At 61.5% G+C, this 26,194-nt stretch carries 21 protein-coding genes and 1 tRNA gene; 13 read left to right on the top strand and 9 right to left on the bottom strand.

Annotation, left to right across the window (positions count from 1 at the left end; translation table 11 throughout):
* The first annotated feature begins 90 nt into the window (after positions 1 to 90).
* Positions 91 to 3,834 (top strand): bifunctional diguanylate cyclase/phosphodiesterase, encoded by a 3,744-nt coding sequence (locus tag BLQ55_RS16565; RefSeq protein WP_092202686.1) that lies wholly within the window; start codon positions 91 to 93, stop codon positions 3,832 to 3,834.
* A 15-nt stretch (positions 3,835 to 3,849) separates the two neighbouring features.
* Positions 3,850 to 3,926 (top strand) — tRNA-Ile (locus BLQ55_RS16560).
* 182 nt (positions 3,927 to 4,108) lie between these two features.
* Here BLQ55_RS16560 and BLQ55_RS16555 read toward each other — a convergent pair.
* A complete protein-coding gene (locus BLQ55_RS16555) occupies positions 4,109 to 4,360 on the bottom strand; it encodes a helix-turn-helix transcriptional regulator (protein ID WP_170847605.1) in 252 nt (83 codons plus the stop codon).
* Between the two features lie 225 nt (positions 4,361 to 4,585).
* Here BLQ55_RS16555 and BLQ55_RS16550 point away from each other — a divergent pair, with 225 nt between their 5' ends.
* Both BLQ55_RS16550 and BLQ55_RS16545 read left to right on the top strand, forming a co-directional pair.
* Positions 4,586 to 7,057: a hypothetical protein gene (locus BLQ55_RS16550; protein ID WP_256326593.1), complete on the top strand. Its 2,472-nt coding sequence runs from the start codon at positions 4,586 to 4,588 to the stop codon at positions 7,055 to 7,057.
* Positions 7,058 to 7,092: 35 nt separating this feature from the next.
* Positions 7,093 to 7,554, top strand: coding sequence for an Lrp/AsnC family transcriptional regulator (locus BLQ55_RS16545; protein WP_060743121.1), 462 nt, complete (start codon positions 7,093 to 7,095; stop codon positions 7,552 to 7,554).
* Between the two features lie 126 nt (positions 7,555 to 7,680).
* On the opposite strand, the gene BLQ55_RS16540 is transcribed toward BLQ55_RS16545, so the two are convergent.
* The gene (locus BLQ55_RS16540) at positions 7,681 to 7,995 is read right to left on the bottom strand and encodes an XRE family transcriptional regulator (protein WP_092255198.1); all 315 of its coding nucleotides are present in this window, start codon (positions 7,993 to 7,995) and stop codon (positions 7,681 to 7,683) included.
* Positions 7,988 to 8,353: a type II toxin-antitoxin system RelE/ParE family toxin gene (locus tag BLQ55_RS16535; protein ID WP_092202690.1), complete on the bottom strand. Its 366-nt coding sequence runs from the start codon at positions 8,351 to 8,353 to the stop codon at positions 7,988 to 7,990. Before BLQ55_RS16535 ends, BLQ55_RS16540 begins: the two co-directional genes overlap by 8 nt.
* A gap of 359 nt (positions 8,354 to 8,712) precedes the next feature.
* Between BLQ55_RS16535 and BLQ55_RS16530 the strand changes: the two genes are divergently transcribed.
* The 9 genes from BLQ55_RS16530 to BLQ55_RS16490 all read left to right on the top strand — a co-directional run bounded on the left by BLQ55_RS16530 (position 8,713) and on the right by BLQ55_RS16490 (position 19,085).
* Positions 8,713 to 10,395, top strand: a complete 1,683-nt coding sequence (locus BLQ55_RS16530; protein ID WP_092255196.1) for a flavin monoamine oxidase family protein — start codon at positions 8,713 to 8,715, stop codon at positions 10,393 to 10,395.
* A 12-nt stretch (positions 10,396 to 10,407) separates the two neighbouring features.
* On the top strand, positions 10,408 to 11,202 hold the full coding sequence (locus BLQ55_RS16525; protein WP_092202694.1) for a carbon-nitrogen hydrolase family protein: 795 nt from the start codon (positions 10,408 to 10,410) through the stop codon (positions 11,200 to 11,202).
* 61 nt (positions 11,203 to 11,263) lie between these two features.
* Positions 11,264 to 13,696 carry a pyrroloquinoline quinone biosynthesis protein PqqF gene (gene pqqF, locus BLQ55_RS16520; protein WP_092255194.1) on the top strand — a complete coding sequence of 811 codons (2,433 nt, stop codon included), beginning with the start codon at positions 11,264 to 11,266 and terminating at the stop codon, positions 13,694 to 13,696.
* 170 nt (positions 13,697 to 13,866) lie between these two features.
* On the top strand, positions 13,867 to 13,941 hold the full coding sequence (gene pqqA / locus BLQ55_RS16515; protein ID WP_003177660.1) for a pyrroloquinoline quinone precursor peptide PqqA: 75 nt from the start codon (positions 13,867 to 13,869) through the stop codon (positions 13,939 to 13,941).
* A gap of 80 nt (positions 13,942 to 14,021) precedes the next feature.
* The gene (gene pqqB, locus BLQ55_RS16510; RefSeq protein WP_092255192.1) at positions 14,022 to 14,933 is read left to right on the top strand and encodes a pyrroloquinoline quinone biosynthesis protein PqqB; all 912 of its coding nucleotides are present in this window, start codon (positions 14,022 to 14,024) and stop codon (positions 14,931 to 14,933) included.
* 191 nt (positions 14,934 to 15,124) lie between these two features.
* A complete protein-coding gene (pqqC, locus tag BLQ55_RS16505; protein WP_092255190.1) occupies positions 15,125 to 15,877 on the top strand; it encodes a pyrroloquinoline-quinone synthase PqqC in 753 nt (250 codons plus the stop codon).
* Positions 15,874 to 16,149: a pyrroloquinoline quinone biosynthesis peptide chaperone PqqD gene (pqqD, locus tag BLQ55_RS16500; protein ID WP_060740339.1), complete on the top strand. Its 276-nt coding sequence runs from the start codon at positions 15,874 to 15,876 to the stop codon at positions 16,147 to 16,149. The genes pqqC and pqqD overlap by 4 nt, the downstream gene beginning before the upstream one ends.
* Positions 16,121 to 17,290 carry a pyrroloquinoline quinone biosynthesis protein PqqE gene (pqqE, locus tag BLQ55_RS16495; RefSeq protein ID WP_092255188.1) on the top strand — a complete coding sequence of 390 codons (1,170 nt, stop codon included), beginning with the start codon at positions 16,121 to 16,123 and terminating at the stop codon, positions 17,288 to 17,290. The genes pqqD and pqqE overlap by 29 nt, the downstream gene beginning before the upstream one ends.
* Positions 17,256 to 19,085: a S9 family peptidase gene (locus tag BLQ55_RS16490; RefSeq protein WP_092255186.1), complete on the top strand. Its 1,830-nt coding sequence runs from the start codon at positions 17,256 to 17,258 to the stop codon at positions 19,083 to 19,085. Before pqqE ends, BLQ55_RS16490 begins: the two co-directional genes overlap by 35 nt.
* A 126-nt stretch (positions 19,086 to 19,211) precedes the next feature.
* Here BLQ55_RS16490 and BLQ55_RS16485 read toward each other — a convergent pair whose 3' ends face one another.
* The 6 genes from BLQ55_RS16485 to BLQ55_RS16460 form a co-directional block, all read right to left on the bottom strand.
* Complete coding sequence (locus BLQ55_RS16485) at positions 19,212 to 19,370, bottom strand: YqaE/Pmp3 family membrane protein (protein ID WP_003177654.1); 159 nt, start codon at positions 19,368 to 19,370, stop codon at positions 19,212 to 19,214.
* A 346-nt stretch (positions 19,371 to 19,716) separates the two neighbouring features.
* Entirely contained in the window at positions 19,717 to 21,495 is a 1,779-nt protein-coding gene (locus BLQ55_RS16480; RefSeq protein ID WP_092255184.1) for an acyl-CoA dehydrogenase C-terminal domain-containing protein, read from the bottom strand.
* Positions 21,496 to 21,740: 245 nt separating this feature from the next.
* A complete protein-coding gene (locus BLQ55_RS16475; RefSeq protein ID WP_092255182.1) occupies positions 21,741 to 23,537 on the bottom strand; it encodes an acyl-CoA dehydrogenase C-terminal domain-containing protein in 1,797 nt (598 codons plus the stop codon).
* A gap of 91 nt (positions 23,538 to 23,628) precedes the next feature.
* Positions 23,629 to 24,915, bottom strand: a complete 1,287-nt coding sequence (locus BLQ55_RS16470) for a GGDEF domain-containing protein (RefSeq protein WP_092255180.1) — start codon at positions 24,913 to 24,915, stop codon at positions 23,629 to 23,631.
* Positions 24,916 to 25,095: 180 nt separating this feature from the next.
* Positions 25,096 to 25,608, bottom strand: a complete 513-nt coding sequence (locus tag BLQ55_RS16465) for a DoxX family protein (protein WP_256326592.1) — start codon at positions 25,606 to 25,608, stop codon at positions 25,096 to 25,098.
* Between the two features lie 86 nt (positions 25,609 to 25,694).
* Positions 25,695 to 26,186 carry a DUF1097 domain-containing protein gene (locus tag BLQ55_RS16460; protein WP_092202713.1) on the bottom strand — a complete coding sequence of 164 codons (492 nt, stop codon included), beginning with the start codon at positions 26,184 to 26,186 and terminating at the stop codon, positions 25,695 to 25,697.
* Positions 26,187 to 26,194: the final 8 nt, after the last annotated feature.

Genomic DNA, 26,194 nt, shown 5'->3' with positions numbered 1-26,194 from the left:
TATGCCGATAAAATCCCCTTCGTTACGCTCCCCACCCCCTGTTGCCCGTCTACACTCGAAACATCCTCCCCAAGCCATGACGAGACAGTGATGCCCAGACTGACGGCCGCGCTTTTGCTGTCATTGATCACCTGGACCGCAACAGCTGGCGCGTTGACGCTCACCGATGAGGAGCTCCGCTGGCTCAAGGACCACCCCGACCTGCGCCTGGGTGTCGACGCCTCATGGCCGCCGTTTGAGTTTCGCGACGATCAAGGCCACTATCAGGGGCTGGCCGCCGACTACATCGAGATCATCCGTGAACGGCTGGCCGTCAGGCTCACGCCCATCGAGCCGGCCAGCTGGACTGCCGTGCTGGAGCAGGTCGTACAGGGCAAGATCGACCTGTTGCCTGGCATCATGTCCACTCCGGAGCGCCAGAATTACCTGGCATTTACCCGTCCCTACCTGGATTTCCCCATTGTCATCCTGGCCCATCAGGGTGGCGCCCAACCCCATAGCCTCAAGGAGCTGTATGGGCTGAAAATCGCCGTGGTGGAGAACTACGCGCCTCATGAATTGCTGCGCAACCATCACCCCGACCTGAACCTGGTGGCGCTGCCCAACGTCAGTTCAGCCCTGCAAGCATTGGCAACCGATGAAGTGGACGCGGTGGTGGGCGATCTGGCTTCCAGTGTCTGGAGCCTGCGCCAACTCAAGCTCGAAGGTCTTTATGTCAGCGGGGAAACGCCTTATCGCTATCAACTGGCAATGGCCGTCCCTCGGGACAACAAGGTATTGGTGGGCATCCTGGACAAAGTCCTGGCGGATATGAACCCTGCCGAAGTCGCCGAGATCCAGCAGAAGTGGATCGGCAATATGCACGACTATCGCCAGATCTGGTCAGACTTACTGTTTTACGGCCTGCCTACGCTACTGATCCTGGTCGGCATACTGGCGGTGGTGATTCGCATCAATCGCCGGCTCAGCTCGGAAATCGCTCGCCGCGTCGAGCTCGAGCAGGAGCTGCGCAGCAGCGAATACCATTACCGTGGGCTGGTGGAGAGCCTGTCGGCCATTGCCTGGGAGGCAAGGGTCAGCGATTTCACTTACAGCTACGTGTCGCCTCATGCCGAAGACCTGCTGGGTTATCCCCTCTCCCATTGGCTGGTCCCAGGCTTCTGGCGCACCATCATTCATCCGGCCGACCTGATCCGCGCCCAGACCTACTGCGACAATGAACTGCTGGCGGGTCGCGATCACTGCATCGATTACCGGGTTATCACAGCCGATGGTCGCTGCCTGTGGGTACGTGACATTGTCAGCCTGATCGAACACGGGCACGAGCCGCTGATACGTGGATTGATGATCGATATCAGCGAAGCCAAGCGCACCGAGGAAGCGCTGCGCCTTTCGGAGCAGAAATTTGCCTCGGTGTTCCGCCAGTGCCCGGACATCCTGGTGATTGCACGGCTGTTGGACGGTTGCCTGCTGGAGGTCAACAAGGCGTTCGAAGAGCAGATCGGCCTGAGTGCCGCAGAAGTGGTGGGGCACAACGCAACCGAACTGAATATCTGGGGCATCCAAGGCGTGGGGCCGAGCCTGTTGCAGCGCTTGCAGGCCGGCAGCATTCGCAACCTGGAAATGCCCTTTCGCCGCAGCAACGGCCAGGTATTCACCGGGCTGATCTCCGCTGAACCCTTCGACCTCGACACGACGCCAGCCCTGGTCGTGGTGGTGCGGGACATCAGCCAGCTCAAGGAAACCCAGCAGCAATTGCAGACATCCGAAGAGAAGTTCGCCAAAGCGTTCCACGCCTCGCCCGACGGCCTGCTGCTATCACGGCAAAGCGACGGCTTGCTGATTGAGGTCAACGAGGGGTTCAGCCGCATTACCGGTTTCAACAGCGCCCTGTCGGTAGACCGCTCCACGCTGGACCTGGGTATCTGGGTCAATCTCAACGAGCGCAAGCAGATGCTCGACCTGCTGAAACGGGACGGCTTCGTCAGGGATTTCAGCTGCCATATCCGTCGCAACGACGGGCAGATACGACTCTGCGAAGTGTCCAGTCGCCCACTGCCCATCGGCAACGAAGACTGCATGCTGACCATCGCCCGGGATATCACCGAACGCCACCTGATGCAGGAAAAACTGCAACAGGCCGCCACCGTTTTCGAAAGCACTGCCGAAGGCGTGCTGATCACCGATACGCAACAGCACATCAGCGCCGTGAACCGGGCCTTCACCGAGATCACCGGCTACAGCGAAACCGAGGCCTTGGGCCATACGCCTCGGTTGTTGGCTTCCGGCCTGCATGACAGCGCGTTTTACGCGGCGATGTGGCACCAGTTGACGGCCGAGGGACACTGGCAGGGAGAGATATCCAACCGGCGCAAGAACGGCGAACTGTATCCCAGTTGGCTGACCATCAGCGCGGTGCGCAACCGCGACCGACAGATCACTCATTTCGTCGCGGTCTTCGCCGATATCTCCAGCCTCAAGCACGCCCAGGCCCGGCTCGATTACCAGGCTCACCACGACCCGCTGACGGGCCTGCCCAATCGCACGCTGTTCGAAAGCCGCCTGCTGGCGGCTCTCAACGGCCAGCAGGAAAACGGCGGCCAGGGTGCCGTGCTGTTTCTGGACCTGGACCGCTTCAAGCACATCAATGACAGCCTCGGGCACCCGGTCGGCGACCTGCTGCTCAAGGGCATTGCCGTGCGCTTGCGCGAGCAGCTGCGCGACATCGACACCGTGGCGCGCCTGGGCGGCGACGAGTTCATTATCCTGCTGCCGGGCCTGCAACAGCCCAGCGATGCCGAGCACATCGCCCAGAAGCTGTTGAACTGCTTTACCGCACCGTTCCAGGCCGGCGAGCATGAGTTCTTCATCAGCGCCAGTATCGGCACCAGCCTCTACCCCCAGGATGGCTGCGACGTCGCCACGCTGGTCAAGAATGCCGACGCGGCGATGTACCGCTCCAAGGCCAAGGGGCGTAACCGGGTGGAAAGCTATACCCGCGACCTCACCGCCCAGGCCAGCGAGCGCGTGGCCCTGGAACACGAACTGCGGCGAGCGATTGAACGCAACGAGTTGTCACTGTCCTTCCAACCGAAAATCAGCCTCGCCGACAATCGCCTGGTGGGGGCCGAGGCGCTGATTCGCTGGTATCACCCGACATTTGGCGACGTCCCCCCCGAACACTTCATCCCGTTGGCGGAAGAAAACGGCATGATCCTGCAAATTGGCGACTGGGTACTGGATCGCGCCTGCCGGCAACTGTGCGAATGGAACAGCACCTACGAAAGCCTCGGCCCCCTGTCGGTCAACCTGGCCGGCGCCCAACTGCGCCAGCCCAACCTGCTGGGGCGCATCGAACAACTGCTGCGCGAACACCAGCTCCGGCCCGGTTTATTGCAACTGGAAATTACCGAGAACTTCATCATGAGCCAGGCCGAAGAGGCCCTGACGGTGCTGCACCAGTTGAAGAACCTCGGCGTACAACTGGCCATCGACGATTTTGGCACGGGCTATTCCTCCCTGAGCTACCTCAAGCGCCTGCCACTGGACATCCTCAAGATCGATCAATCCTTCGTCCGTGGCCTGCCCGACGACCCACACGACGTGGCCATCGTGCGGGCAATCATCGCCCTGGGCCGCAGCATGCAGTTCAGCATCATCGCCGAGGGCGTCGAAACCCTGGCCCAACAGCAATTCCTGGCCGAAGAAGGTTGCGAACAGATCCAGGGCTACATCGTCAGCCTGCCCCTGTGCGCCGACGAGTTCGCCGCAACGTTTCTTCGTGTGAGCGTATCGGATTTTTCGGATAGCACAGCCGAGAAACCGTCGCTATAATCCGCGGCCTACTGAGGGCCTATAGCTCAGTTGGTTAGAGCAGAGGACTCATAATCCTTTGGTCCACGGTTCGAGTCCGTGTGGGCCCACCATATGAAAAGCCGCGCATTGCGCGGCTTTTGCGTTCTTGAGCCTGCTGACTCTTGCGCCCTAGGCGAAGGTCTTCATAAACGGCTCTGCACACTGCCTGATGGCTGCGACCACATTCGGCGCCTGTTCACAATATTCAGTCGAGCGGGGCAGCACTTGTTCCAGTGCTTGCAACTGGTCGTCATCAGTCGAACACTCCCTGGATTTCCTCAAGCGTAGGCATCGCAGCCGGTACCACGGCGAACTCACAATCCAGGGCCCCCAGGACTCGTGCATAGGCAAGCATCCCAACCGACGGGTCACCCTTTTCGATGGCAATGACCTTCTGCCGAGTAACGCCTGCCAAGGTAGCGAGATTGGCCTGGGTCAGGCCGCGATTGAGGCGGCGCTTGCGAACCTGCTCGCCCAGACGCACGATGATGAGGGAATAATCCATGTTATGTATACAAGACAAAAAAGATTATATGTAACGTATACCTAACCTTCAAAAGAATCAAAGCAGATATGCCCTCGAAGCCAACGTGCTCACCTTTCACCGGAACATCCGTCCCGAATCGACTTCAAAAGCTCGCCGTTGTTTGACCGCGATAGCAACTTTGGCCACTGGCCGCTCCCTTTCCTTGTTCCTCGACTCACCTGGAAGTAATACTCTGGGGAATTAATGACGGGCGAGGCCCGTTCAACCCCCTCAAGCGAGATTCCCATCATCGCCAGCCCCAGCCTCTCCCGACTGTTTCTTGAACTGTTCTGGCAACTCGGCATCCTGCTGGTGCCGGCTTTTTTCGTCACGATATTGCCGCCTCCATTGGCTTTATTGGCGGTGTTGTTCTTCGGCCTGCTGATGGGGCTTGCCGCACGATTCGGTTTTCTGTCGGCCGGGCGAGTCTGTGGCAGGTTGATCGTCGGCGCCGTGTTCGGCCTGGGTTTCAGTGTGGGTCGGGCCTTGCCTGAGTGGTGGGGCATCCTGGCGGCTATCGCCAGCATCGGCGGCGGACTGGCGTGCGTCAGCACTTGGGAGCGGCGCCTGGGCTTGGCGCCCGTTTCCGGCAAAGGCGCCAGTGCCTGGGGTGGAAACGAGCCGCAACTGACGCCTGAAGGCGAACCGATCCGGGTGTTCAACCACAGTGAAATCGCCATGGGCGGTCCCACTTATTGCGACTATCTGTTCCCCGACGGCGTGCTCCTGCAAGGCCTTGGTTCTTCGTCACTGTTCTCCCGCGACGGGCGCTATTTTGCGGCGACCGTACCGTCCCGGCAGAACTGGGGGCTGGTCGTCCTCGACCGTCAACAGCGCCAGGTGTACCGCTGTGCCGACAGCGAACTCTGGGAGTTGGACGCTTTTGATCTCGGCGTGTTGAGCGGGCGCCATAGCCCACTGGTGGACGACAGCGTTCGCGAAATCCGACTGGATGAGCTGTTCCAGACGGCCAGCGTTACCCACTTGGTCCCCTTCGCCGACCTCTGGCTGGACTCCGACTGGCATCCCGAGCAGGTTCAACATACCTTCGAGCGGCGCTCCGCAGACGGCCAGCACTGCCTGCGGGGCGACATTGCCTTGCCCGCGACTTTTCGCGACCTGGCCCAGCCGCTGGAACCGCTGGCTTCACCGCGCTACGCCATCAGCGTCGACGGGCAACCGGCCGGCCTGTTGATGGCGGCCGATGCGCCGTTGGTATGGAGCAGCGATCAACGCGCCCTGGTGTGTCTGGCCCAGGAACAGTCCCCTCATGCGGACGGCGACCAGTATTGGCTGTGGCAGCTCGACCTGGGCTGGCGCGCCCTGCCCTCGCCTTGGGTGAAGAGCGAAGCAGAACCGTCCTTCTATTGGCACGAGTTGCTGGGTCTCGACGCAAGCCATGTGCAGATCGGCTCGTACCTTGACTACCCGCGACCGGGTTCCGGGCGTTATGGCTACCGCTTGGACAGCATCCACGGCGATACCGAGACACAGGTCGGTCACGACGCCCAGGGTCGCGTGCAGGTGGGCGAATTTGCGCTGACCCGCATGACCATCGCGATGCCGCTGAACAGCCAAGGCCAGCGCGGCGATTCATTCATCGAAACGCAGCCGATGCAGGACGGTGTGCGCGCACGGTTGACCTGGCTTGGCGATAATCCCGATGGGCTGGGCGGTTATCGCTGTCAGATCGGCGACTGGCAATTGCCTGGCCGCTGGTTGTTGGATCATCGGGTTTCCGATTGCGGGCGTTACCTGGCCCTGCTGCCCTTCGACGGTGCCACGACGGTCGCGACCCACGGGGTGGTTGCCAATCTGAAGGCGCGACAGCTGCTGCAGGGGCCCGCGATGTGGGTCGCCCGCCTGCTCGATTTCCGCGCGGGCCGGCTGAGCCTAGCGGTGGTGGCCGGCCGGCTCGATCAAGACCTGGAGAGCAGCGCGCTGCAACGCTTCGACATCCCCGCGCCACAGGTCGGTGGCACCCCTTCATTCTTTCGGCCCGACGAGCGATCCCGGCTGTTCTACGACACCGTGGAACTGCAGGTGAGCGATTCGCAACTGCACAGAATGCGTCCCTGGCGCTTGGTGGATCGCCCGCAAGTCGCCAACGCCGAAGGAGACTTCATCCTGCCCGCCCCCAACCAACGGGATGCCGCCTGGTTGTTCGGCAGCGAGACGGAATATGCCGACAGCTGGATGCGGGCGCGGACGCCTCGGCTTGGCGGCCACCTGCTGACAGCATCAGGCTGCGCGTTGACCGACCTGGCACCCTCGATGATCTGGTCGGCGGAGGGTCGCTATCTGGCCCTGACCTGCATGGCTACCGACGTGACTGAACTGTGTGGCAGCTATCGAGGCTGGCAATTGCTGTTGCTGGATGTCCAGGCGCACACGTTGCGAGTGCATCCGCAATGGCTGGGTAACCGCCCCCTGTTTGAAGGTTTCGACGACGATCAAGTGCGCGTGCGCTGTTTTGAGCGCGATTGGGAAGCTGAGGACAATGACGACCCAGGTTCGGTACAGTCATTGCCTCTGACCCTTTTGCTGCAAGCGCCCGCTGAACAGCTGGTGTGCCAGGACGGTTTCTGGCTCAGGTCTTCACAAGTGCACCTGGCCCCCGCCTGGCGAGCGCTGGCCTTACCCGCCATTGGCTATTTCGAACGCGAGAGCCTGTAACATGCTCGCCACCGATGCCCACGCCGGAGCCCACCTTGCCTGACACCCGCCCTCCCGTCCTCGACGAAATCGACCGCCAACTGATCGCGGCCCTGCAAATCAATGCCCGGGAAAGCGTCGCCATGCTGGCCCGGCAGTTGGGTATCGCCCGGACAACCGTCACTTCGCGCTTGGCGCGCCTGGAAAAGACCAAGGTGATTACCGGATATGGCGTGCGCCTGGGCCAACGGGTGATTGACGGCGGCTTGCAGGCTTACGTTGGCATCAAGGTCCAGCCGCGCTCCGGCAAGGACGTGCTGCGACGCTTGAGCGCCATGGCCCAAGTCCAGCAACTGTGCGCGGTCAGCGGTGAGTTCGACTACGTCGCCTGGCTGCGCACCGATTCACCGGAACAACTGGACCAGTTGCTGGACCAGATCGGCAGCGTGGACGGCGTGGAGAAGACCACCACCTCGATCATCCTCAGCAGCAAGATCGATCGAGGGCAGCCGGTCTAGCGCTTATACATGCGACTTACCTTGTGGGAGCGAGCTTGCTCGCGATAGCGGTCTGTCAGTCCATGAAAGTGCTGACTAAACCGACGCTATCGCGAGCAAGCTCGCTCCCACAGGGAATATCGCCAGTTACGGTGTTGGATGGGAGAAATTTTCGATCCTGACCTGCCCCTCTGGAAAGGTCGCGATAATCTCCAATTCCCCCCCCATGGCCCGGATGTAATTTCGCAACGTGCTGATGTACATATCCGTCCGGCGCTCCATTTTCGAGACTGCCGCCTGGTTGATATGCAGTGCCTTGGCCAAGGCCTCCTGGCTCAACTCCTGCGCCTGGCGCAACTCGTGCAACGGCATTTCTGCACGCAACGTCTGGTACAAAGACTGTGCACGAGCCTGGGAGTCAGGCGACCGACGCGCCATCAAGTCGGAAAATTTCTTAGCCATTGTCAAAGCTCTCTCTCTTCAATACTTCCAAATGCTCGTCATAGAGGCGTTCGGCCAAAGGCACATATTCCTGATACCAACGGCCCTGGCCGGTTTTGTCTCCCCCGATCAGCAGGATGGCGCAGCGGCGGGGATCAAACGCATAGAGCACACGATAAGGCCTACCTGCGTGTTGCACTCGTAACTCACGAAGGTTGCCATGACGCGAACCCTTGATATCACTGGTGTGAGGAAAGCCCAGATACGGCCCGGTGTCGCCGAGCAGCATTACCGAGGCCTGTACAGAGTCTTGCTCTGACTCACAGAGACGGTCCCACCACATCTCAAATTCGTCGGTATATTCAACGTCCCATTTCATTCAAATATGCCACCCAGGCTATATAACCTCAAGGGAATAATCATAGGAGTTTGGGCGGGTATCTGCTCCTGTTGATCGCACAAGCAATTGTTAAGGAGAGTGTCTGTGGGAGCTTGCTCGCGATAGCGGTCTGTCAGTCCATGAAAGTGCTGACTGAACCGGCGCTATCGCGAGCAAGCTCGCTCCCACATGGAACGGTGTTCGTCATTATGATTGCATGAAATATCAAAATGACTGCATTACACTCAAAACGACGACATATTGTGTCTTATTAACGTGTTCTACCCTCCCTAGAATGGCTGGCATCTTTCCTATACTCAGACGCGAGCACCGCGTCGAGTCGTCCATCAAGGTCCGCCATGAACAAGAGCAATCGCCACCCAGCAGACGGTAAGAAGCCCATCACCATTTTCGGGCCGGACTTTCCTTTCGCCTTTGACGACTGGATCGAGCACCCGGCGGGCCTGGGCAGCATTCCCGCCCACAACCACGGTACGGAAGTGGCGATTGTCGGTGCCGGGATCGCCGGGCTGGTGGCGGCGTACGAGCTGATGAAGCTGGGGCTCAAGCCCGTGGTCTACGAGGCGTCGAAAATGGGCGGGCGCCTGCGCTCACAGGCGTTCAACGGCGCCGAAGGGGTGATTGCCGAGCTGGGCGGCATGCGTTTTCCGGTGTCATCCACCGCGTTCTACCATTACGTCGACAAACTGGGCCTGGAGACCAGACCGTTCCCCAACCCGCTGACCCCGGCGTCCGGCAGCACGGTCATCGACCTGGAAGGCCAGACCTATTACGCACAGAAACTGGCGGACCTTCCCGCATTGTTCCAGGAAGTCGCCGACGCCTGGGCCGATGCGCTGGAGGATGGTTCGCGCTTCGGCGACATCCAGCAGGCGATCCGCGACCGCGACGTGCCACGCCTCAAGAAATTGTGGAACACCTTGGTGCCGCTGTGGGACGACCGCACTTTCTACGACTTCGTCGCCACGTCCAAGGCGTTCGCCAAGCTCTCGTTCCAGCACCGCGAAGTGTTCGGCCAGGTCGGTTTCGGCACGGGCGGCTGGGACTCGGACTTCCCCAATTCGATGCTGGAAATCTTCCGCGTCGTGATGACCAACTGCGACGACCATCAGCACCTGGTGGTCGGCGGCGTCGAGCAGGTGCCCCACGGCATCTGGAATCACGTGCCCGAACGCTGTGCGCACTGGCCGGAAGGTACCAGCCTGAATTCGCTGCACCTGGGCGCCCCACGCAGTGGCGTGAAGCGCATTGCCCGTGCCGCCGATGGCCGGTTCAGCGTGACGGACGTGTGGGAAAACACCCGCGAGTACGCCGCCGTGCTGGTCACGTGCCAGAGCTGGTTGCTGACCACCCAGATCGAGTGTGAAGAAGCACTGTTCTCGCAAAAAATGTGGATGGCCCTGGACCGCACCCGCTACATGCAATCGTCGAAGACCTTCGTGATGGTCGACCGACCGTTCTGGAAGGACAAGGACCCGGAAACCGGGCGCGACCTGATGAGCATGACCCTGACCGACCGCCTGACCCGTGGCACCTACCTGTTTGACAACGGCGATGACAAGCCAGGGGTGATTTGCCTGTCGTATTCCTGGATGAGCGATGCGCTGAAAATGCTCCCGCATCCGGTGGAAAAACGCGTAAAGCTGGCCCTCGATGCCCTGAAGAAGATCTACCCCAAGGTGGACATCGCCGCACGGATCATCGGCGATCCGATCACCGTATCCTGGGAAGCCGACCCGCACTTCCTCGGTGCCTTCAAGGGCGCCCTGCCTGGCCACTATCGCTACAACCAGCGCATGTACGCGCATTTCGTGCAAGACGACATGCCGGCCGAACAACGCGGGATCTTTATCGCCGGCGATGACGTCTCATGGACACCCGCCTGGGTCGAAGGCGCAGTACAGACCTCACTCAATGCCGTGTGGGGCATCATGAAGCACTTCGGCGGTGAAACTCACGCCGAGAACCCGGGTCCAGGTGATGTGTTCCACGAGATCGGTCCGATCGCCCTGCCTGAATAAAAGGAGTTTTCGATGCGCGTAGCCCTTTACCAATGCCCACCGCTGCCACTGGATCCGGCCGGCAACCTGCACCGCTTGCACCAGGTGGCGCTGGAAGCCAGGGGCGCCGATGTGCTGGTGCTGCCGGAGATGTTCATGACCGGCTACAACATCGGCGTCGATGCGGTGAATGTACTGGCCGAGGTCTACAACGGCGAATGGGCGCAGCAGATCGGCCGCATCGCCAAGGCAGCCAACCTGGCGATTGTCTATGGCTACCCGGAACGTGACGAAGACGGGCAGATCTACAACGCGGTGCAACTGATCGACGCCCAGGGCGAGCGCCTGGCCAACTACCGCAAGAGCCACCTGTTCGGCGACCTTGATCACGCCATGTTCAGCGCCGGCGACTCAGCGCTGCCCATCGTCGAACTAAACGGCTGGAAGCTCGGCCTGCTGATCTGCTACGACCTGGAATTCCCGGAAAACGCCCGACGCCTGGCCCTGGCCGGTGCCGAGCTGATCCTGGTGCCAACCGCCAACATGCAACCCTACGAGTTCATCGCCGACGTCACCGTGCGCGCCCGGGCCATCGAGAACCAGTGTTTCGTGGCGTACGCCAATTACTGCGGCCATGAAGCCGAATTGCAGTATTGCGGCCAAAGCAGCATCGCCGCACCGAATGGCAGTCGCCCGGCGCTGGCGGGGCTGGACGAGGCCTTGATCGTCGGTGAACTGGATCGACAACTGCTGGACAACTCCCGCGCGGCCTACAACTACCTGCACGATCGCCGCCCCGAGCTTTACGACGACCTGCACAAACACTGATGAGGATTGAGAAAGGGCCCTGATCCGCTAGCATGGGCGCATCCTTGTTCTGGAAGCGCCCATGCCGGTCCCCGATTCCCTCCGCCCCCACACCGAAACCCTGGCCAACGGCTTGCGGGTGACATTGCGTCATGTCCCGGACCTCAAGCGCAGCGCCGCGGTACTGCGCGTCGCCGCTGGCAGCCATGACGCCCCCCTGGCCTGGCCGGGCATGGCGCACTTGCTCGAACATCTGTTCTTCCTCGGTACCGAACGGTTTCCCGCCGGAGAGAATCTGATGGCCTACGTGCAGCGGCACGGCGGTCAGGTCAATGCGCGCACCAGTGAACGCACCACGGATTTTTTCTTCGAACTCCCTCCCGCCACCTTCGCCGACGGACTGGAGCGGCTGTGGGACATGCTCGCCCAGCCACGCCTGGATGAAGCCGAGCAGTTGCGGGAACGGGAAGTGTTGCACGCGGAGTTCATCGCCTGGTCCCGGGATGCGGCCGCCCAACGGCAGCTTGCCTTGTATGACGGCGTATCAGCGTCCCATCCACTGCGGGGTTTTCACGCCGGCAATCGCGACAGCCTCGCCGTGGGGCACGCCGAATTCCAGAGCGCATTGCACGACTTCTATCGCCGCTTTTACCAGAGCGGCCAGATGACGTTGAGCTTGGTCGGCCCACAAAGCATCGACGCCTTGAAAGCGCTGGCGCAACGGTTCGGCAGCCATGTATCGGCCGGTGAAGCGGTCGCTGGATCGTTGCCGCCAAGGCTGATGGCATCGACCCAGACGCGTTATCAACAGGCCCGGGAAGGTTGTCTCGACCTGTTGTTCGCCTTCGAAGCGTTGCCCGCCGCCTCCCCTCAAGCCCTGGAATTTCTCTGTACGTGGCTGAACTCCAGCAAACCGGGCGGCCTGCTCGCCACGTTGCGTCAGCGCGACCTGGCGGACAGCCTCAAGGCCACTGCGCTGTATGAGTTTGCCGGACAAGGGCTGCTGCACATCGAATTCAAGCACGGCAACGCTCCTACAGCCGCGCAAATCCAGCCGTTGCTGCACGACTGGTTGGGATTCTTTGCCGCCCAGGATGACTGGGCGCCGTTGCGCCAGGAGTTCACCGCATTGTTGCAGCGACGGCAGGAGACAGGTTCGGCCCTGCAGTTGGCCCGCTGGGATTGTGAAGGACGTGACACGCCACTGCTGGCAAACGACCTCGTGAGGCTCAGAGAAATCCTCAGGCAACTGCACCCCGCCGATAACGTCGTGGAACCCTGGCAACTGCCCGCGCCCAATCCGTTCCTGCAAACACCAAGCGAAGCGCCTCGCGCCGGGCTGATACGCGGCCAGACCAGCGCCCACCGCGGCTTGCGAACCTTCGCCCAGGATCGCTCCCGAGGCCGGCGGGAACGCTCGCCCATGCAGTTCAGCCAGGCGCTGCCAGACAACGGTCGTGAAGGCGCGGTGTACCTGCGCTGGCAACTGACGACCCAGGCGCCGCCCGACGTTCAATCCAGGCTCGACCGGCACCTGCAGGATGTACGCGAAGAGGCTCGGCAGGCCGGCGTGGACGTCAGTTTCGAAGCGTCCACCCAGCAATGGCTGTTGAAACTGGTCGGCTTGCAGCCACCGATGCCGTTGGTGCTCGAACACGTTCTGGCGAAGCTTGCCCAACCACTGCCAATGGCCCAGGCCGGTGACGAAACACCGTCGATGCCGATTCGACAGCTGTTGAAGGCGCTGCCGGATCATTGCCGGCAAACATCAACGTTGCCAATGCCCGACAGCGATCGAAGCGTTTGGACAACGGCCCGCTGGGGCGGGCTGTCCATCGGTCTGTCGGCCGCCACCCAAGGGGCGCTTGGCCCGGCGTTGGCCCGTGTGCCGGGCATTGCCGGCGAGGACGTCAGCCTGGCGACGGCGCCGCACGGGCAACGCGTCTGGCATAGGCTCCAGACCCACGGTGAAGAATCGGCCGTGTTGCTGTTTTGCCCGACCGCCACCTCGGCGCTGGCCGACGAAGCCGCCTGGCGGTGGCTGGCACAGTTGTGCCAGACGCCGTTCTACCAGCGCCTGCGCGTCGAGTTGCAGGTGGGTTATGCGGTGTTCAGCGGCTTGAAGCAGGTCGATGGGCAAACAGGGGTGTTGTTCGGCGTCCAATCGCCCAGCCTCTCGATGGCGGAACTGATCACCCACCTCGAGCAGTTCCTGGCCGGGTTACCGGCGCTGATCCAGCAGCTTGATGATGCGTCCCTTGTCCGTCAGCGGCAGGCACTCGCCGCCCAACTCCAGAGCAGTGCCCTGCCCTTCGCCCAAGCCGCCGAATTGCTCTGGCAGGGCAAGCTGGCCAGCCGTCCGTCGGATTATCTTGAGCAACTGTCCGCTGCCATCCTGTGCCTGGAACGCGCCCAGCTCGAGGTTGCCGCCCAGGGTTTGCTCGATGCGCAAGGGGGATGGCATTGCCTGAGCAACGGCGCTTGCCCGCCAGGACACTGGCAAGCGGCGCAGTGATCATTGCAGGCGCTGTAACGAGCTTTCTTCGAGAATCGCGGCGAACGAATTTGTCAGATTTAGTAACATAGGCGCCTAAGCATCTGAACATCTCCGAACGGAGGTGGACTATATGTATAAGTCTTCACCGTTCCATCGAACCAAAGCCCACCCACCAAAGGAGTATTCCCATGTCCTGGTCCAAACCCGCATATATCGACCTGCGTATCGGTTTCGAAGTCACCATGTACTTCGCCAGCCGCTGATTGCTGCAGGCGATTAAGCACGCAGCACTACGCCTCGGCCAGCCGAGGCGTTTTTATTTCGGTTTGCAGATGGAGCAGCCATGTTCGTCCAGATTCTAGGTTCCGCCGCCGGTGGCGGTTTCCCCCAGTGGAACTGCAACTGCGCCAACTGCGCAGGTTTTCGCAACGGCAGCCTGCGGGCCCAGGCGCGGACCCAGTCGTCCATCGCCCTGTCCGATGACGGCGTGAACTGGGTGCTGTGCAACGCCTCCCCGGACATTCGCGCCCAGCTCCAGGGCTTCGCCCCGATGCAGCCTGGCCGGGCCCTGCGCGACACCGGCATTGGCGCGATCATCCTGATGGACAGCCAGATCGACCACACCACCGGCCTGCTCAGCCTGCGCGAAGGTTGCCCGCATCAAGTCTGGTGCACCGACATGGTTCATGAAGACCTGAGCACGGGCTTTCCACTGTTCAACATGCTGACCCACTGGAACGGCGGGTTGAGCTGGAATCGCATCGAGCTCGACCAGAGCTTCACCATCGCCGCCTGCCCGAACCTGCGCTTCACCCCGCTGCCCCTGCGCAGCGCCGCACCGCCCTATTCGCCCCATCGCTTCGACCCGCACCCGGGCGACAACATCGGGCTGATCGTCGAAGACCTGCGCACGGGCGGCAAGCTGTTCTATGCCCCGGGCCTGGGCAAGGTCGACGAGTCATTGTTGGCGATCATGGCCGGCAGCAACTGCTTGCTGGTGGACGGCACGATGTGGGACGACGATGAAATGCAGCGCCGTGGCGTTGGCACCCGCACCGGCCGGGAAATGGGCCACCTGGCCCAGAACGGCCCCGGCGGTATGCTGGAAGTGCTGGAGCAACTGCCCGAACAGCGCAAGGTCCTTATCCATATCAACAACACCAACCCGATCCTGGATGAAGATTCGCCCGAACGGGCCGAGCTTGTACGTCGAAAGATTGAAGTGGCCTACGACGGAATGAGTATTGAGTTGTAGGAAGGTCGGAACCAATGTGGGGTGTGCTGCGGTGTATCCGTGGCGACTGGTAGGACGCTATCGCGAGCAAGCTCGCTCCCACAGTAGTCCGGATATCTGATTCACAGCACAACCCGTATGGGAGCGAGCTTGCTCGCGATGGGGCCAGCCCTGACGCCACAGAACCCAACGGTTATTCCCCGGAGACCGAAATGACTGACACCCCCCTGTCCCCCACCGAGTTCGAAGCGGCCCTGCGTGCCAAAGGCGCGTATTACCATATCCATCACCCCTATCACGTGGCGATGTATGAAGGCCGTGCCACTCGCGAGCAGATCCAGGGCTGGGTCGCGAACCGTTTCTACTATCAAGTGAACATCCCGCTCAAGGATGCCGCGATCCTGGCCAACTGCCCGGACCGGGAAATCCGTCGCGAGTGGATCCAGCGCCTGCTCGACCATGACGGCGCGCCCGGCGAAGACGGCGGCATCGAAGCCTGGCTGCGGCTGGGCCAGGCGGTGGGCCTGGACCCCGACCAGCTGCGTTCCCAGGAACTGGTGTTGCCTGGGGTACGCTTCGCGGTGGACGCCTACGTCAACTTCGCCCGCCGGGCCAGTTGGCAAGAGGCCGCCAGCAGCTCGCTGACCGAACTGTTCGCCCCGCAGATCCACCAGTCGCGCCTGGACAGTTGGCCCCAGCATTACCCGTGGATCGACCCGGCCGGCTATGAGTACTTCCGCACCCGCCTGGGCCAGGCCCGGCGCGATGTGGAGCATGGCTTGGCGATCACCTTGCAGCACTACACCACCCGCGCAGGGCAGGAACGCATGTTGGAGATTCTCCAGTTCAAGCTGGACATTCTCTGGAGCATGCTCGACGCCATGAGCATGGCCTACGAATTGAACCGCCCGCCCTATCACAGCGTGACCGACCAACGGGTTTGGCACAAAGGAATTACCTTATGAGTTTCGACCGCAGCCAAACCCCGCGCTGGCGCCCCGGCTATCGTTTCCAGTACGAACCGGCCCAGAAAGGCCACGTGCTGCTCTATCCTGAAGGCATGATCAAGTTGAACGACAGCGCTGCGCTGATCGGCGGCCTGATCGACGGCGAACGGGATGTCGCGGCCATCATCGACGAGTTGGCCAAGCAGTTTCCCGACGTGCCGGAACTTGGTGACGACATCGAGCAATTCATGGAGGTCGCCCGTGCACAGCACTGGATCGAACTTGCCTGACACCCTTGCCCTGCCGCCCAGGCCGGAAGTCGGCCTGCCGCTGTGGCTGCTGGCGGAGCTGACCTATCGGTGCCCGTTGCAATGCCCGTACTGCTCCAACCCGTTGGACTTCGCCGAGCAGGGCAAGGAGCTGAGCACCGAGCAGTGGTTCAAGGTCTTTCGCGAAGCCCGGGAAATGGGCGCCGCGCAGTTGGGTTTTTCCGGTGGCGAGCCGCTGGTGCGCCAGGACCTGGCCGAGCTGATCGGCGAGGCGCGCAGGCTGGGTTTCTATACCAACCTGATCACCTCCGGCATCGGTTTGACCGAACAGAAAATCAGCGACTTCAAGAAGGCCGGGCTGGACCATATCCAGATCAGTTTCCAGGCCAGCGACGAGCAGGTGAACAACCTCCTGGCCGGCTCGAAGAAAGCCTTCGCGCAAAAACTGGAAATGGCCCGGGCGGTGAAGGCCCACGGCTATCCGATGGTGCTGAACTTCGTGACCCACCGGCACAACATCGACAAGATCGACCGTATCATCGAGCTGTGTATCGCCCTGGAGGCCGACTTCGTCGAACTCGCCACCTGCCAGTTCTACGGCTGGGCGCAATTGAACCGCGTCGGCCTGCTGCCTACCCGGGAGCAACTGGTACGCGCCGAGCGCATCACCAATGAATATCGCGCCAAACTGGAAGCGGAAGGCAATCCGTGCAAGTTGATCTTTGTCACACCGGACTACTATGAAGAACGGCCCAAGGGCTGCATGAACGGCTGGGGCAGCATTTTCCTCACCGTCACGCCGGACGGCACGGCATTGCCCTGTCACGGTGCCCGCCAGTTGCCGGTGCAGTTTCCCAATGTACGCGACCACAGCATGCAGCACATCTGGTACGACTCGTTTGGCTTCAACCGCTTTCGCGGCTATGACTGGATGCCCGAGCCATGCCGTTCCTGCGATGAAAAGGAAAAGGACTTCGGCGGCTGTCGCTGCCAGGCGTTCATGCTCACGGGGGATGCCAGCAACGCCGACCCGGTGTGCAGCAAGTCCGAACACCACGGGGTAATTCTCCAGGCGCGTGAAGACGCCGAGCACGCCACGCAAACCATTGAACAGTTGGCCTTTCGCAATGAACGAAACTCGCGCCTCATCGCCAAAGGCTGAGCCTTTCAGCGCCGCCCAGGCCGTTGCCGCCGGCACTGACTTCGCCGAACTGCAGGTCGGGCCCTTGGGCTTGTTCTGGAATGAATACCGCCCCGCGGACGGCGCCTGCCGGATCTGGCATTGGCAAGAAGCCGAGGCTCGCTGTTTGACACCGGACGGCTTCAGCGCGCGCAGTCGGGTCTATGAATACGGCGGCGGATCGTTCTGCCTGAGCCATGACGGCGTGCTGTTCGTCAATGAGACCGACCAGCAGTTGTACCACCACGCGCTGAGCGACGAGCAGCCCGTGGCGCTGACCTCCGGTGAGTGCCGCTACGGGGACCTTGGCTTCGCCGGCGGCGAGGTGTTGGCGGTGGAAGAACAAGCCAACCAGCATCGCCTGGTGTCGATCGGGTTGGCGGATCATCAACGGCATCTACTGGCTGAAGGCGCCGATTTCTACGCTTCGCCGACCCTGAGCCCGGACGGCCAGCGGCTCGTCTGGGTTGAGTGGAGCCGCCCGCATCAACCCTGGACGGCCACGCGGTTGATGTTGGCCGAACGCAATGCTTCGGGTTGGGGCGAGCCACGCTGTGTGGCTGGCGACGGTCAGCAAGAGTCCATTCAGCAACCGCGCTTCGACGCGGCCGGTCGCCTTTATTGCCTGAGTGATCGCGGTGGTTATTGGCAGCCCTGGAAGGAGTCGGCCCAAGGTCTGGAACCACTGCCCGCCACCGAAGCCGATCACGCCCCGGCGCCATGGCAACTGGGTGGCTGTACCTGGCTGCCGCTGGATGAACACACGTACCTGGCGAGTTGGACCGAAGCGGGTTTCGGGCGCCTGGGCCTGTGCCGTGGTGACGACCCCAGCGAGGACTTTACCGGCACCTATACCCGCTTTCGCAGCCTGGCGCTGGATGAGCGGTTCATCTATGCCATTGCCGCCTCGCCGACCGGCCCGTCGGCGGTCGTTGCCATCGAGCGGCATGGCCATGAAGTCGCGGTGCTGGCCGGCGGCGTCGCGCCATTGCCCGCCGAACAGATCAGCCGTCCTCGAACCCTGCGTTATCCATCCGGGTCAGGCGAGGCCCACGGGTTCTTTTACCCGGCCATGCATGTACAGGCGAAGCCGCCCCTGGTGGTGTTCATTCACGGCGGCCCCACCTCGGCCTGTTATCCCCTGTTCGATCCGCGTATCCAGTATTGGACCCAGCGTGGCTTTGCCGTTGCCGATCTCAATTACCGCGGCAGCAGCGGCTATGGCCGGGCCTATCGGCAGGCATTGCATTTGAACTGGGGCGTGGTGGATGTCGAGGATGCCTGCTCGGTGGTTGCCTACCTGGATGAACAAGGCCTGATCGACGGCCGTCATGCGTTCATCCGAGGTGGCAGTGCCGGTGGCTACACGACCCTCTGCGCCTTGGCGTTCCATGACGTCTTCCGTGCCGGCGCCAGCCTCTATGGCGTGAGCGACCCTGTCGCCCTCGGCCGGGCCACGCACAAGTTCGAAGGTGATTACCTGGACTGGCTGATCGGCGATCCGCAACAGGACGTCGAACGCTACCGCGCCCGCACCCCATTGCTGCACGCCGGGAACATCCGTGTGCCAGTGATCTTTTTCCAGGGTGAACTGGACGCCGTGGTGGTCCCGCAGCAGACCCGCGACATGGTCAGTGCCTTACAGGCCAACGGCGTGGCCGTCGAGGCACACTACTACCCGGATGAGCGCCATGGCTTTCGCAAGGCCGCGAACCAGGCGCATGCGCTGGAGCATGAGTGGTTGTTCTATCGCAAGGTGATGGAGGGCGATCTATAGGAAGCCAAACACACTGTGGGAGCGAGCTTGCTCGCGATAGCAGTGGTCCAGTCGATATTTCCGTGGACTGACACACCGTTATCGTGAGCAAGCTCGCTCCCACACGGGACTTCATGACCGATGAATTCAGCGTTTGGCGATGATGTACACCGCATGCACGATGCCAGGGATGTAACCCAACAGCGTCAGCAGGATATTCAGCCAGAACGCCCCGCCGAAACCGACTTGCAGGAATACCCCCAGTGGCGGCAGCAGGATGGCGATAATAATGCGAATGAAATCCATGGATGACTCCCTGATCGACGATGGCCAAATTGCCACATAGCTCATTGACCCCAAGCCGCTCGTCAGGGTTCAGTGAAACGCAACCAGAAGCAGCCTCAGTGTAGGCACGCTGCCAAGGAACAAAAAACGCAGGCAAAAGAAAACCCCGCCGAAGCGGGGCTTTGCAGACTGTTTCCCTGACATCCATTTCACTCCGCCGTCCTGGCAGAATCCTACGTGTCCATGTTGTTACTTTTGCGCGTCCTGCGCGGCGTCCATGTGAAGTAGATTAGCCCTGGATCCAATCTGCCGATAGAGGGAAAACGCCAGCACAGCGTGTAAGCTTTTGCTTACACACTGTCAGTTTTTAGAACTGCCCGGGCTCCAGCAGGAACAGCGACTCGCTGCCAGCTTTCACCGAAGCACTCAGGGAATGAATGCGCGGCAACAGGCGAGCGAAATAGAACCGCGCCGTGCCCAGTTTGCTCGCGTAGAAATCATCCTGGTTCTCTTTGCCAAAGGCCGCCTTGGCCATCAACGCCCACATGTAAGCGTAAGCGGTGTAGCCGAACGCCTGGAGGTACTCCACCGACGCGGCGCCGATTTCGTTCGGGTTGTGCTTCGCCCGCTCCAGCAACCAATCGGTCAACTCATCCAGCGTACCGACCGCGTCGTTCAGTGGCTTGGTGAACTCCGCCAGGTCGCTGCTCGCGGTGGCGGTGAAATGGCGGATTTCATCGGCGAACAACCGGTAGAACGCGCCGCCACTGCCGACGATCTTGCGCCCTACCAGGTCCAGCGCCTGGATACCGTTGGTACCTTCGTAGATCTGGGTGATGCGCACGTCACGCACCAGTTGCTCCTGGCCCCATTCACGAATGTAACCATGGCCGCCGAACACCTGCTGGCCATGGACCGTGGTTTCCAGGCCCAGGTCGGTCAGGAACGCCTTGGCCACTGGGGTCAGCAATGCCACCAGGTCTTCGGCGCGCTTGCGGGTGAGCGGGTCTTCGCTGAACTTGGCGGTGTCCAGTTGCATCGCCACGTAGGTGGAAAATGCCCGGCCACCCTCGTTCGAAGCCTTCATGGTCAGTAGCATCCGACGCACGTCGGGGTGGACGATGATCGGGTCAGCGACCTTGTCCTTGTTCTGCGCACCAGTGGGCGAACGGCTTTGCAAGCGGTCACGGGCATATTCGACGGCGTTCTGGTAGGAGCGCTCGCCGGAGGCCAGGCCTTGGATACCAACCCCCAGACGCTCGTAGTTCATCATGGTGAACATCGCCGCCAGGCCTTTGTTCGGCTCGCCCACCAGGTAGCCCACGGCTTCATCGAAGTTCATCACGCAGGTGGCGGACGCCTGGATGCCCATCTTGTGTTCGATCGACCCGCAGTTGGCCGCGTTGCGCGCGCCCAGGCTGCCGTCGGCATTGACCATGAACTTGGGCACCAGGAACAGCGAGATACCCTTGGGGCCCGCCGGTGCGTCTGGCAGTTTCGCCAGCACCAGGTGAATGATGTTCTCGGTGAGGTCGTGCTCGCCACCGGTGATGAAAATCTTCGTGCCACTGACCTTGTAGGAACCGTCGGCCTGAGGTTCGGCCTTGGTGCGGATGATCCCCAGGTCCGTACCGGCGTGAGGCTCGGTCAGGCACATGGAACCGGCCCAGACGCCGGCGTACATGTTCGGCAGGTACGCCGCCTTCAGTTCTTCGCTGGCATGGGCATTGATCGACAGGCAGGCGCCGGCGGTCAGCATCGGGTACAGGCCGAAGGACAGGCTGGCGGAGTTGACCATTTCCTCGACCTGGGCCGAAACGGCCTTGGGCATGCCCATGCCGCCGTACACCGGATCACCGCCGACACCGACCCAACCGCCTTCAGCGTAAGTCTTGTAGGCCTGTGGGAGACCTGCCGGCGTGGTGACGGCGCCGTCGGCCCAGTGGCAACCTTCTTCATCAGCGGCACGGCTTAGGGGGGCAATGCTTTTGCTGGTGACTTTGCCGGCTTCTTCGAGGATCGCTTCGACCGTTTCAGCGTCCACGGTGTCGGCCAGTACCGGCAATTGGGCCCAAAGCTTCGCGACCTCGAACACTTCATTGAGGACGAAGCGCATATCGCGCAGGGGCGCTTTGTAGTCAGCCATGGCAAACCTCGCAGGATCTAAACAGTTGGGTTCGTAAAAGACGGTTTCGCAATGACCTGAGTGTACCTCAACAACTTTTGCGACACATAGGGTCAATCCATGACCGTTTTATTATTTTTGGTCACAAGCGGGATTTGAAGATTAATCGCGGCGAGGGCGCTTGCTCCCGCTTGAGTGCGCAGCACTCACAAAAAGAGCGCTTGCTACGCAGCCCAGCGGGAGCAAGCTCCCTCGCCACGGTTCAGTCAGAGGGCAAACAACGCTGCCGGCAGCGTCATCAAACACTCGCTCCCCGCCTCGATGGCAGCCCGATGGGCGGTCGTACGTGGCAGCAGCCGCTTGAAGTAGAACTCGCAGGTCGCCAGTTTGGCCTGGCAGAAATCGCCGTCACCGTTGCCGCTGTCGAGTTGCGCCTGGGCCACCAAGGCCATGCGCAACCACAGGTAGGCCAGGATGATGTAGCCGCTGTACATCAGGTAGTCCACCGAGGCGGCACCCACTTCATCTGGATTCTTCATGGCCGCCATGCCGACCCGGGTGGTCAGTTCACCCCATTGCTGATTGAGCCCATCGAGTTGCGCGACGTACGCCTTGAGCTGCGGATGTTGCGCGTTGGCAGCGCAGAACTTATGGACAATCTTGGTGAAACCACGCAACAACTTGCCCTGGCTACCCAGCACCTTGCGCCCCAGCAGATCCAAGGCCTGGATGCCGTTGGTGCCCTCGTAGATCGGCGCGATGCGGCAGTCGCGCACCAACTGTTCCATGCCCCACTCGCGAATGAAGCCGTGGCCGCCGAACACTTGCATGCCGTGGTTGGTGACTTCCAGCCCGGTGTCGGTCATGAAGGCCTTGCAGATCGGGGTAAGAAACGCCAGCAGGTCCTCGGCCTCCTGGCGCGCGGTTTCGTCCGGGCTCAGGTGGGCGGTATCGAGCAGTTGCGCGGTGAAATAGGTCAGTGCCCGGTTGCCTTCGTTGAAGGCCTTCATGGTCAGCAACATCCTGCGCACATCGGGATGGACGATGATCGGGTCGGCGACTTTTTCCGGCGCCTTGGGGCCGGTCAGCGCGCGCATCTGCAGACGGTCGTTGGCGTATTTGATCGCGCCCTGGAAGCTCGCCTCACCCAGGCACAGGCCCTGCATGCCGGTGCCAAGCCGGGCGTGGTTCATCATGGTGAACATGCAGTTGAGGCCCTTGTTCGGCTCGCCGATCAGAAACCCCTTGGCCCCATCGAAATTCAACACGCAAGTGGCCGAGGCCTTGATGCCCATCTTGTGTTCGATCGAGCCACAGGAAACGCCATTGCGCGCCCCGGCCTCACCCGTAGCGTCGGGCAGGAACTTGGGCACGATGAACAACGAGATGCCTTTGGTCCCGGCGGGGGCGTCGGGCAGCTTGGCCAGCACCAGGTGGATGATGTTATCGCTCATGTCGTGTTCGCCGGCGGAGATGAAAATCTTGCTGCCGGAGATCGCGTAACTGCCGTCGGCCTGGGGCACGGCGCGGGTCTTGATGATGCCCAGGTCGGTGCCGCAGTGGGCTTCGGTCAGGCACATGGTGCCGGTCCACTGGCCGGCGGTGAGTTTGCTCAGGTAGGTCTGTTTCTGCTCTTCAGTGCCGTGGGCATGAATGGCCGACATGGCACCGTGGGTCAGGCCCGGGTACATGCCCCAGGACGTGTTGCTGGAACCGATCATCTCGCTGATGACCAGGCCCAGGGAGCTGGGCAAGCCTTGGCCACCATAAACCGGATCTGCCGCCAAGCCGTGCCAGCCGCCTTCCACGTACTGTGCGAAAGCCTGCTTGAAGCCTGTAGGCGTGGCGACTACGCCGTTGTCGAAATGGCAGCCTTCTTCATCACCGGAGCGATTGAGCGGCGCCAGCACGTTTTCACAGAATCTGGCGCCTTCCTCGAGGATTGCGCTGACCATGTCCGGGCTGGCATCGCTGGCGCCCAGCTCGGCATAACGGCCATGGAAATCGAAGACGTGATCGATCAGAAAGCGCATGTCGCGCAGGGGGGCTTTGTACTCGGGCATGGTGGTTTTCTCCGGTAGCAGATCGTTTCAACCTACTGCCGGCCACCCCGGCCCACAATCACAGTCCAGACGCTGAATGCGCCGTCATCACTCAACCCGCGGCTTCCATGCGCACCGCGCCGCGGCGGTTCTGGCCGAAGGCAACCACACAGTTACGCCCCGCGCCCTTGGCGTTATACAGCGCCTGGTCGGCGGACTTGAGCACTTCTTCGGGCGTGCGTTGCTCAAGGCGCTCCGCGACGCCGATGCTGACCGTCACCGATACGCTGGAAGCACCCGCGCCGGAGCGACGCTGGCGGCCTTGCTGGTCGTCCTGGGGACGGCTATCGGGGTTGCGCAGCTGGATGGCATACGTCTCGATGGACTGGCGGATGACCTCCAGATGGGGCATGCACTCGTCGATGGTCTTGCCTGCGAACACCAGGGCAAATTCCTCACCGCCGTAGCGATATGCCCTACCGCCACCGCCGATCTTCGACAACTTACTGGCGACCAGGCGCAGCACCTGGTCGCCCACGTCGTGGCCGTGGGTGTCGTTGAATTTCTTGAAATGGTCCACGTCACTCATCGCCAACACATAGTTGCGCCCCAGGCGCTGCATGCGTTCGTTCAGTGCCCGCCGGCCCGGCAGGCCGGTGAGTTCGTCACGGAAGGCCATTTGATAGGCCTCGTGGGCAACCGCCGCGGCGATCATCAACATCACCTGGCTGCACATGATGTTCAGGGTGAACGGCAGGATAAAGGTTTTGGGCAGCATCCAGAACAACCCCAGCAACCCCACCAGTTGTGCGGCGTGCAGTGGCCGGGGATTGCGCCAGTATTGCCAGGCCAACAGCAGGAACGCGGCGGCGAACATCGGGTAGGACAATTGGATCAGGCTCATCCAGGCACCGTGCAACGCCGGCCAGCGGATCTCCGAGAGCCACAACAACAAGGCCTGGGGAAAACTCTGCTCCAAGGCCAGCGCCACACTGCCAAAGACCAGCAACACTGCGAACCGCGCCACCATGTCCTGGAACAGGTGGGTGCGCTCCTGCCACGCCGCGAACAGCCCGAACAGCAGCGGCAACAACAGGCAGACGAGATGGAACACCACCGCCGCGTCTTCGCGCACCTTGCCGTTATCGCGATAAAAGTCGGTCTGGGTGTCGAGGAGAAAGTAGGCGATATACACCGTGACCATCAGAAACAGTTCACGCTGGCGACGATAGACCGCGCAATACGCACCGCCCAGCAGCAACACCAGCGTCGGGAGCACGTTGAACAGCGAGGTGAAGAAAACGTTGAGATCCTTGACGTAGGCAGCCGCAAGCCCCGCCACCAACAACAGCAACGACGGTAGGAAATGGCTCAAACGTACAGCGGAAGAACGCGGCAAGGGTAAAGCTCCGACCCGGCTGATCAAAGATGGCATTGTGCCTGCAACTGGAACAGTAAGGCACGCGAGATGTGACAGATGTCACACTGCCATCGCTGTAACGGCAGGGCGGGAGGTTTTCTTAAGGCCTTGTCGGAGCAATTGTTGTTACAGAATTTTCATGCAAACAACTGCGCCTGCTCAGATGGAAAACCTGAGCTTGCGATCCACCGCAAAGTGGCCGCTACCGCGCACGGCAATATAGAGCGCAAGAAATCCCATCAATACGGGAAATTCAATGCCGCGATCGATCCACGGCCAAGTGGGGCCAAGCGCGTAGCTGATAGCCACCATTTGCACCGCCATCATGAACGCGACCGGGCGCGCCCAAAGACCGACAGCCAGCATGACCGCGCCGATCGTTTCAAGAAGCATGACCAGAACCGCCCATTGCGCGGCGAACGGCAAGCCCATGACGTTCTGGATCAGGTTGATGGAGCCCGCCATGGGGTCCGCCATGGAACCGTGGGATATCCCCAGGGCTTTTGGAAGGCCGTGGGTGAACATGACAGCGCCGAACGCAAAGCGCAGCACTGCATACAAAACCGGTTCCGCACGGGTGTAAAGCCCATCCAGCGCCGGAAACAGCAGGCGCTCTCGAGAGGCAGTGGTTCCCATGGAGGTCATCCCGGATTTACTTCGTGACGTGTCCATCTCGGTAGTCCTTTTTATGAATGAGGTTTTCGGGCCACCCCGCTAACGCGGCCGGCACTTGCTGGCGAGATGCTGGACCTCTCGCGTCAATGACCAGCGCCCTGGCGAACCCGCTTTTGCAGCGAATGCGCCAGCAGGGCCGCTGTCGCTCCCAGCGTCCCGGCCAGGGCCAGCATCCCGAAGGTTGTGAGCGACGGGGGTTGGTGCGATGCGAAATACGCCACCAGCCCCAGGAAGAAACCGAGCAGGTTGTTGAACACCGGCGCCTTGGCCAAAGACAGCGCAATGACCGTGATGGCGAACACCACTGCACTGATGGCATAGCCGCCCAGAACAGGCGTCAGGGCAGCCATGGCATGGGCCGCACCGATCCCCAGAACGATGCCAATCAACACGCAGGCCAGGTTGATCGCCCCTTGCTTGAGGTTGAGCCCGCGGGTAAAGAATGAAATCCACCCGACAAACATGGCCCACACCGGAACCTCCAGCGCCATCACGCTCAGGGTGGCGGCTGATGAGGCAATGACCGACTCACCCACCACCACCTTCAGATGAGTGAAAAATGCATTATTGGCCATGACTCACC

The sequence above is a fragment of the Pseudomonas sp. NFACC13-1 genome, from assembly GCF_900104425.1.
GTDB lineage: Bacteria > Pseudomonadota > Gammaproteobacteria > Pseudomonadales > Pseudomonadaceae > Aquipseudomonas > Aquipseudomonas fluorescens_AA.
Note: the sequence above shows the minus strand (reverse complement) of the source record. Positions and strands in the feature narration are given on the sequence as shown.

Excerpts from the sequence above, each read along its gene's own strand:
- pqqC (WP_092255190.1), top strand. The coding sequence starts at position 15,125 with ATGACTGACACCCCCCTGTCCCCCACCGAGTTCGAAGCGGCCCTGCGT.
- BLQ55_RS16485 (WP_003177654.1), bottom strand. The coding sequence starts at position 19,370 with ATGGATTTCATTCGCATTATTATCGCCATCCTGCTGCCGCCACTGGGG.
- BLQ55_RS16535 (WP_092202690.1), bottom strand. The coding sequence starts at position 8,353 with ATGAAATGGGACGTTGAATATACCGACGAATTTGAGATGTGGTGGGAC.
- BLQ55_RS16550 (WP_256326593.1), top strand. The coding sequence starts at position 4,586 with ATGACGGGCGAGGCCCGTTCAACCCCCTCAAGCGAGATTCCCATCATC.
- BLQ55_RS16490 (WP_092255186.1), top strand. The coding sequence starts at position 17,256 with ATGAACGAAACTCGCGCCTCATCGCCAAAGGCTGAGCCTTTCAGCGCC.
- BLQ55_RS16565 (WP_092202686.1), top strand. The coding sequence starts at position 91 with ATGCCCAGACTGACGGCCGCGCTTTTGCTGTCATTGATCACCTGGACC.
- pqqD (WP_060740339.1), top strand. The coding sequence starts at position 15,874 with ATGAGTTTCGACCGCAGCCAAACCCCGCGCTGGCGCCCCGGCTATCGT.
- BLQ55_RS16530 (WP_092255196.1), top strand. The coding sequence starts at position 8,713 with ATGAACAAGAGCAATCGCCACCCAGCAGACGGTAAGAAGCCCATCACC.
- BLQ55_RS16475 (WP_092255182.1), bottom strand. The coding sequence starts at position 23,537 with ATGCCCGAGTACAAAGCCCCCCTGCGCGACATGCGCTTTCTGATCGAT.
- BLQ55_RS16480 (WP_092255184.1), bottom strand. The coding sequence starts at position 21,495 with ATGGCTGACTACAAAGCGCCCCTGCGCGATATGCGCTTCGTCCTCAAT.
- pqqB (WP_092255192.1), top strand. The coding sequence starts at position 14,022 with ATGTTCGTCCAGATTCTAGGTTCCGCCGCCGGTGGCGGTTTCCCCCAG.
- BLQ55_RS16540 (WP_092255198.1), bottom strand. The coding sequence starts at position 7,995 with ATGGCTAAGAAATTTTCCGACTTGATGGCGCGTCGGTCGCCTGACTCC.
- BLQ55_RS16555 (WP_170847605.1), bottom strand. The coding sequence starts at position 4,360 with ATGGATTATTCCCTCATCATCGTGCGTCTGGGCGAGCAGGTTCGCAAG.
- BLQ55_RS16460 (WP_092202713.1), bottom strand. The coding sequence starts at position 26,186 with ATGGCCAATAATGCATTTTTCACTCATCTGAAGGTGGTGGTGGGTGAG.
- pqqF (WP_092255194.1), top strand. The coding sequence starts at position 11,264 with ATGCCGGTCCCCGATTCCCTCCGCCCCCACACCGAAACCCTGGCCAAC.
- BLQ55_RS16525 (WP_092202694.1), top strand. The coding sequence starts at position 10,408 with ATGCGCGTAGCCCTTTACCAATGCCCACCGCTGCCACTGGATCCGGCC.
- BLQ55_RS16465 (WP_256326592.1), bottom strand. The coding sequence starts at position 25,608 with ATGGACACGTCACGAAGTAAATCCGGGATGACCTCCATGGGAACCACT.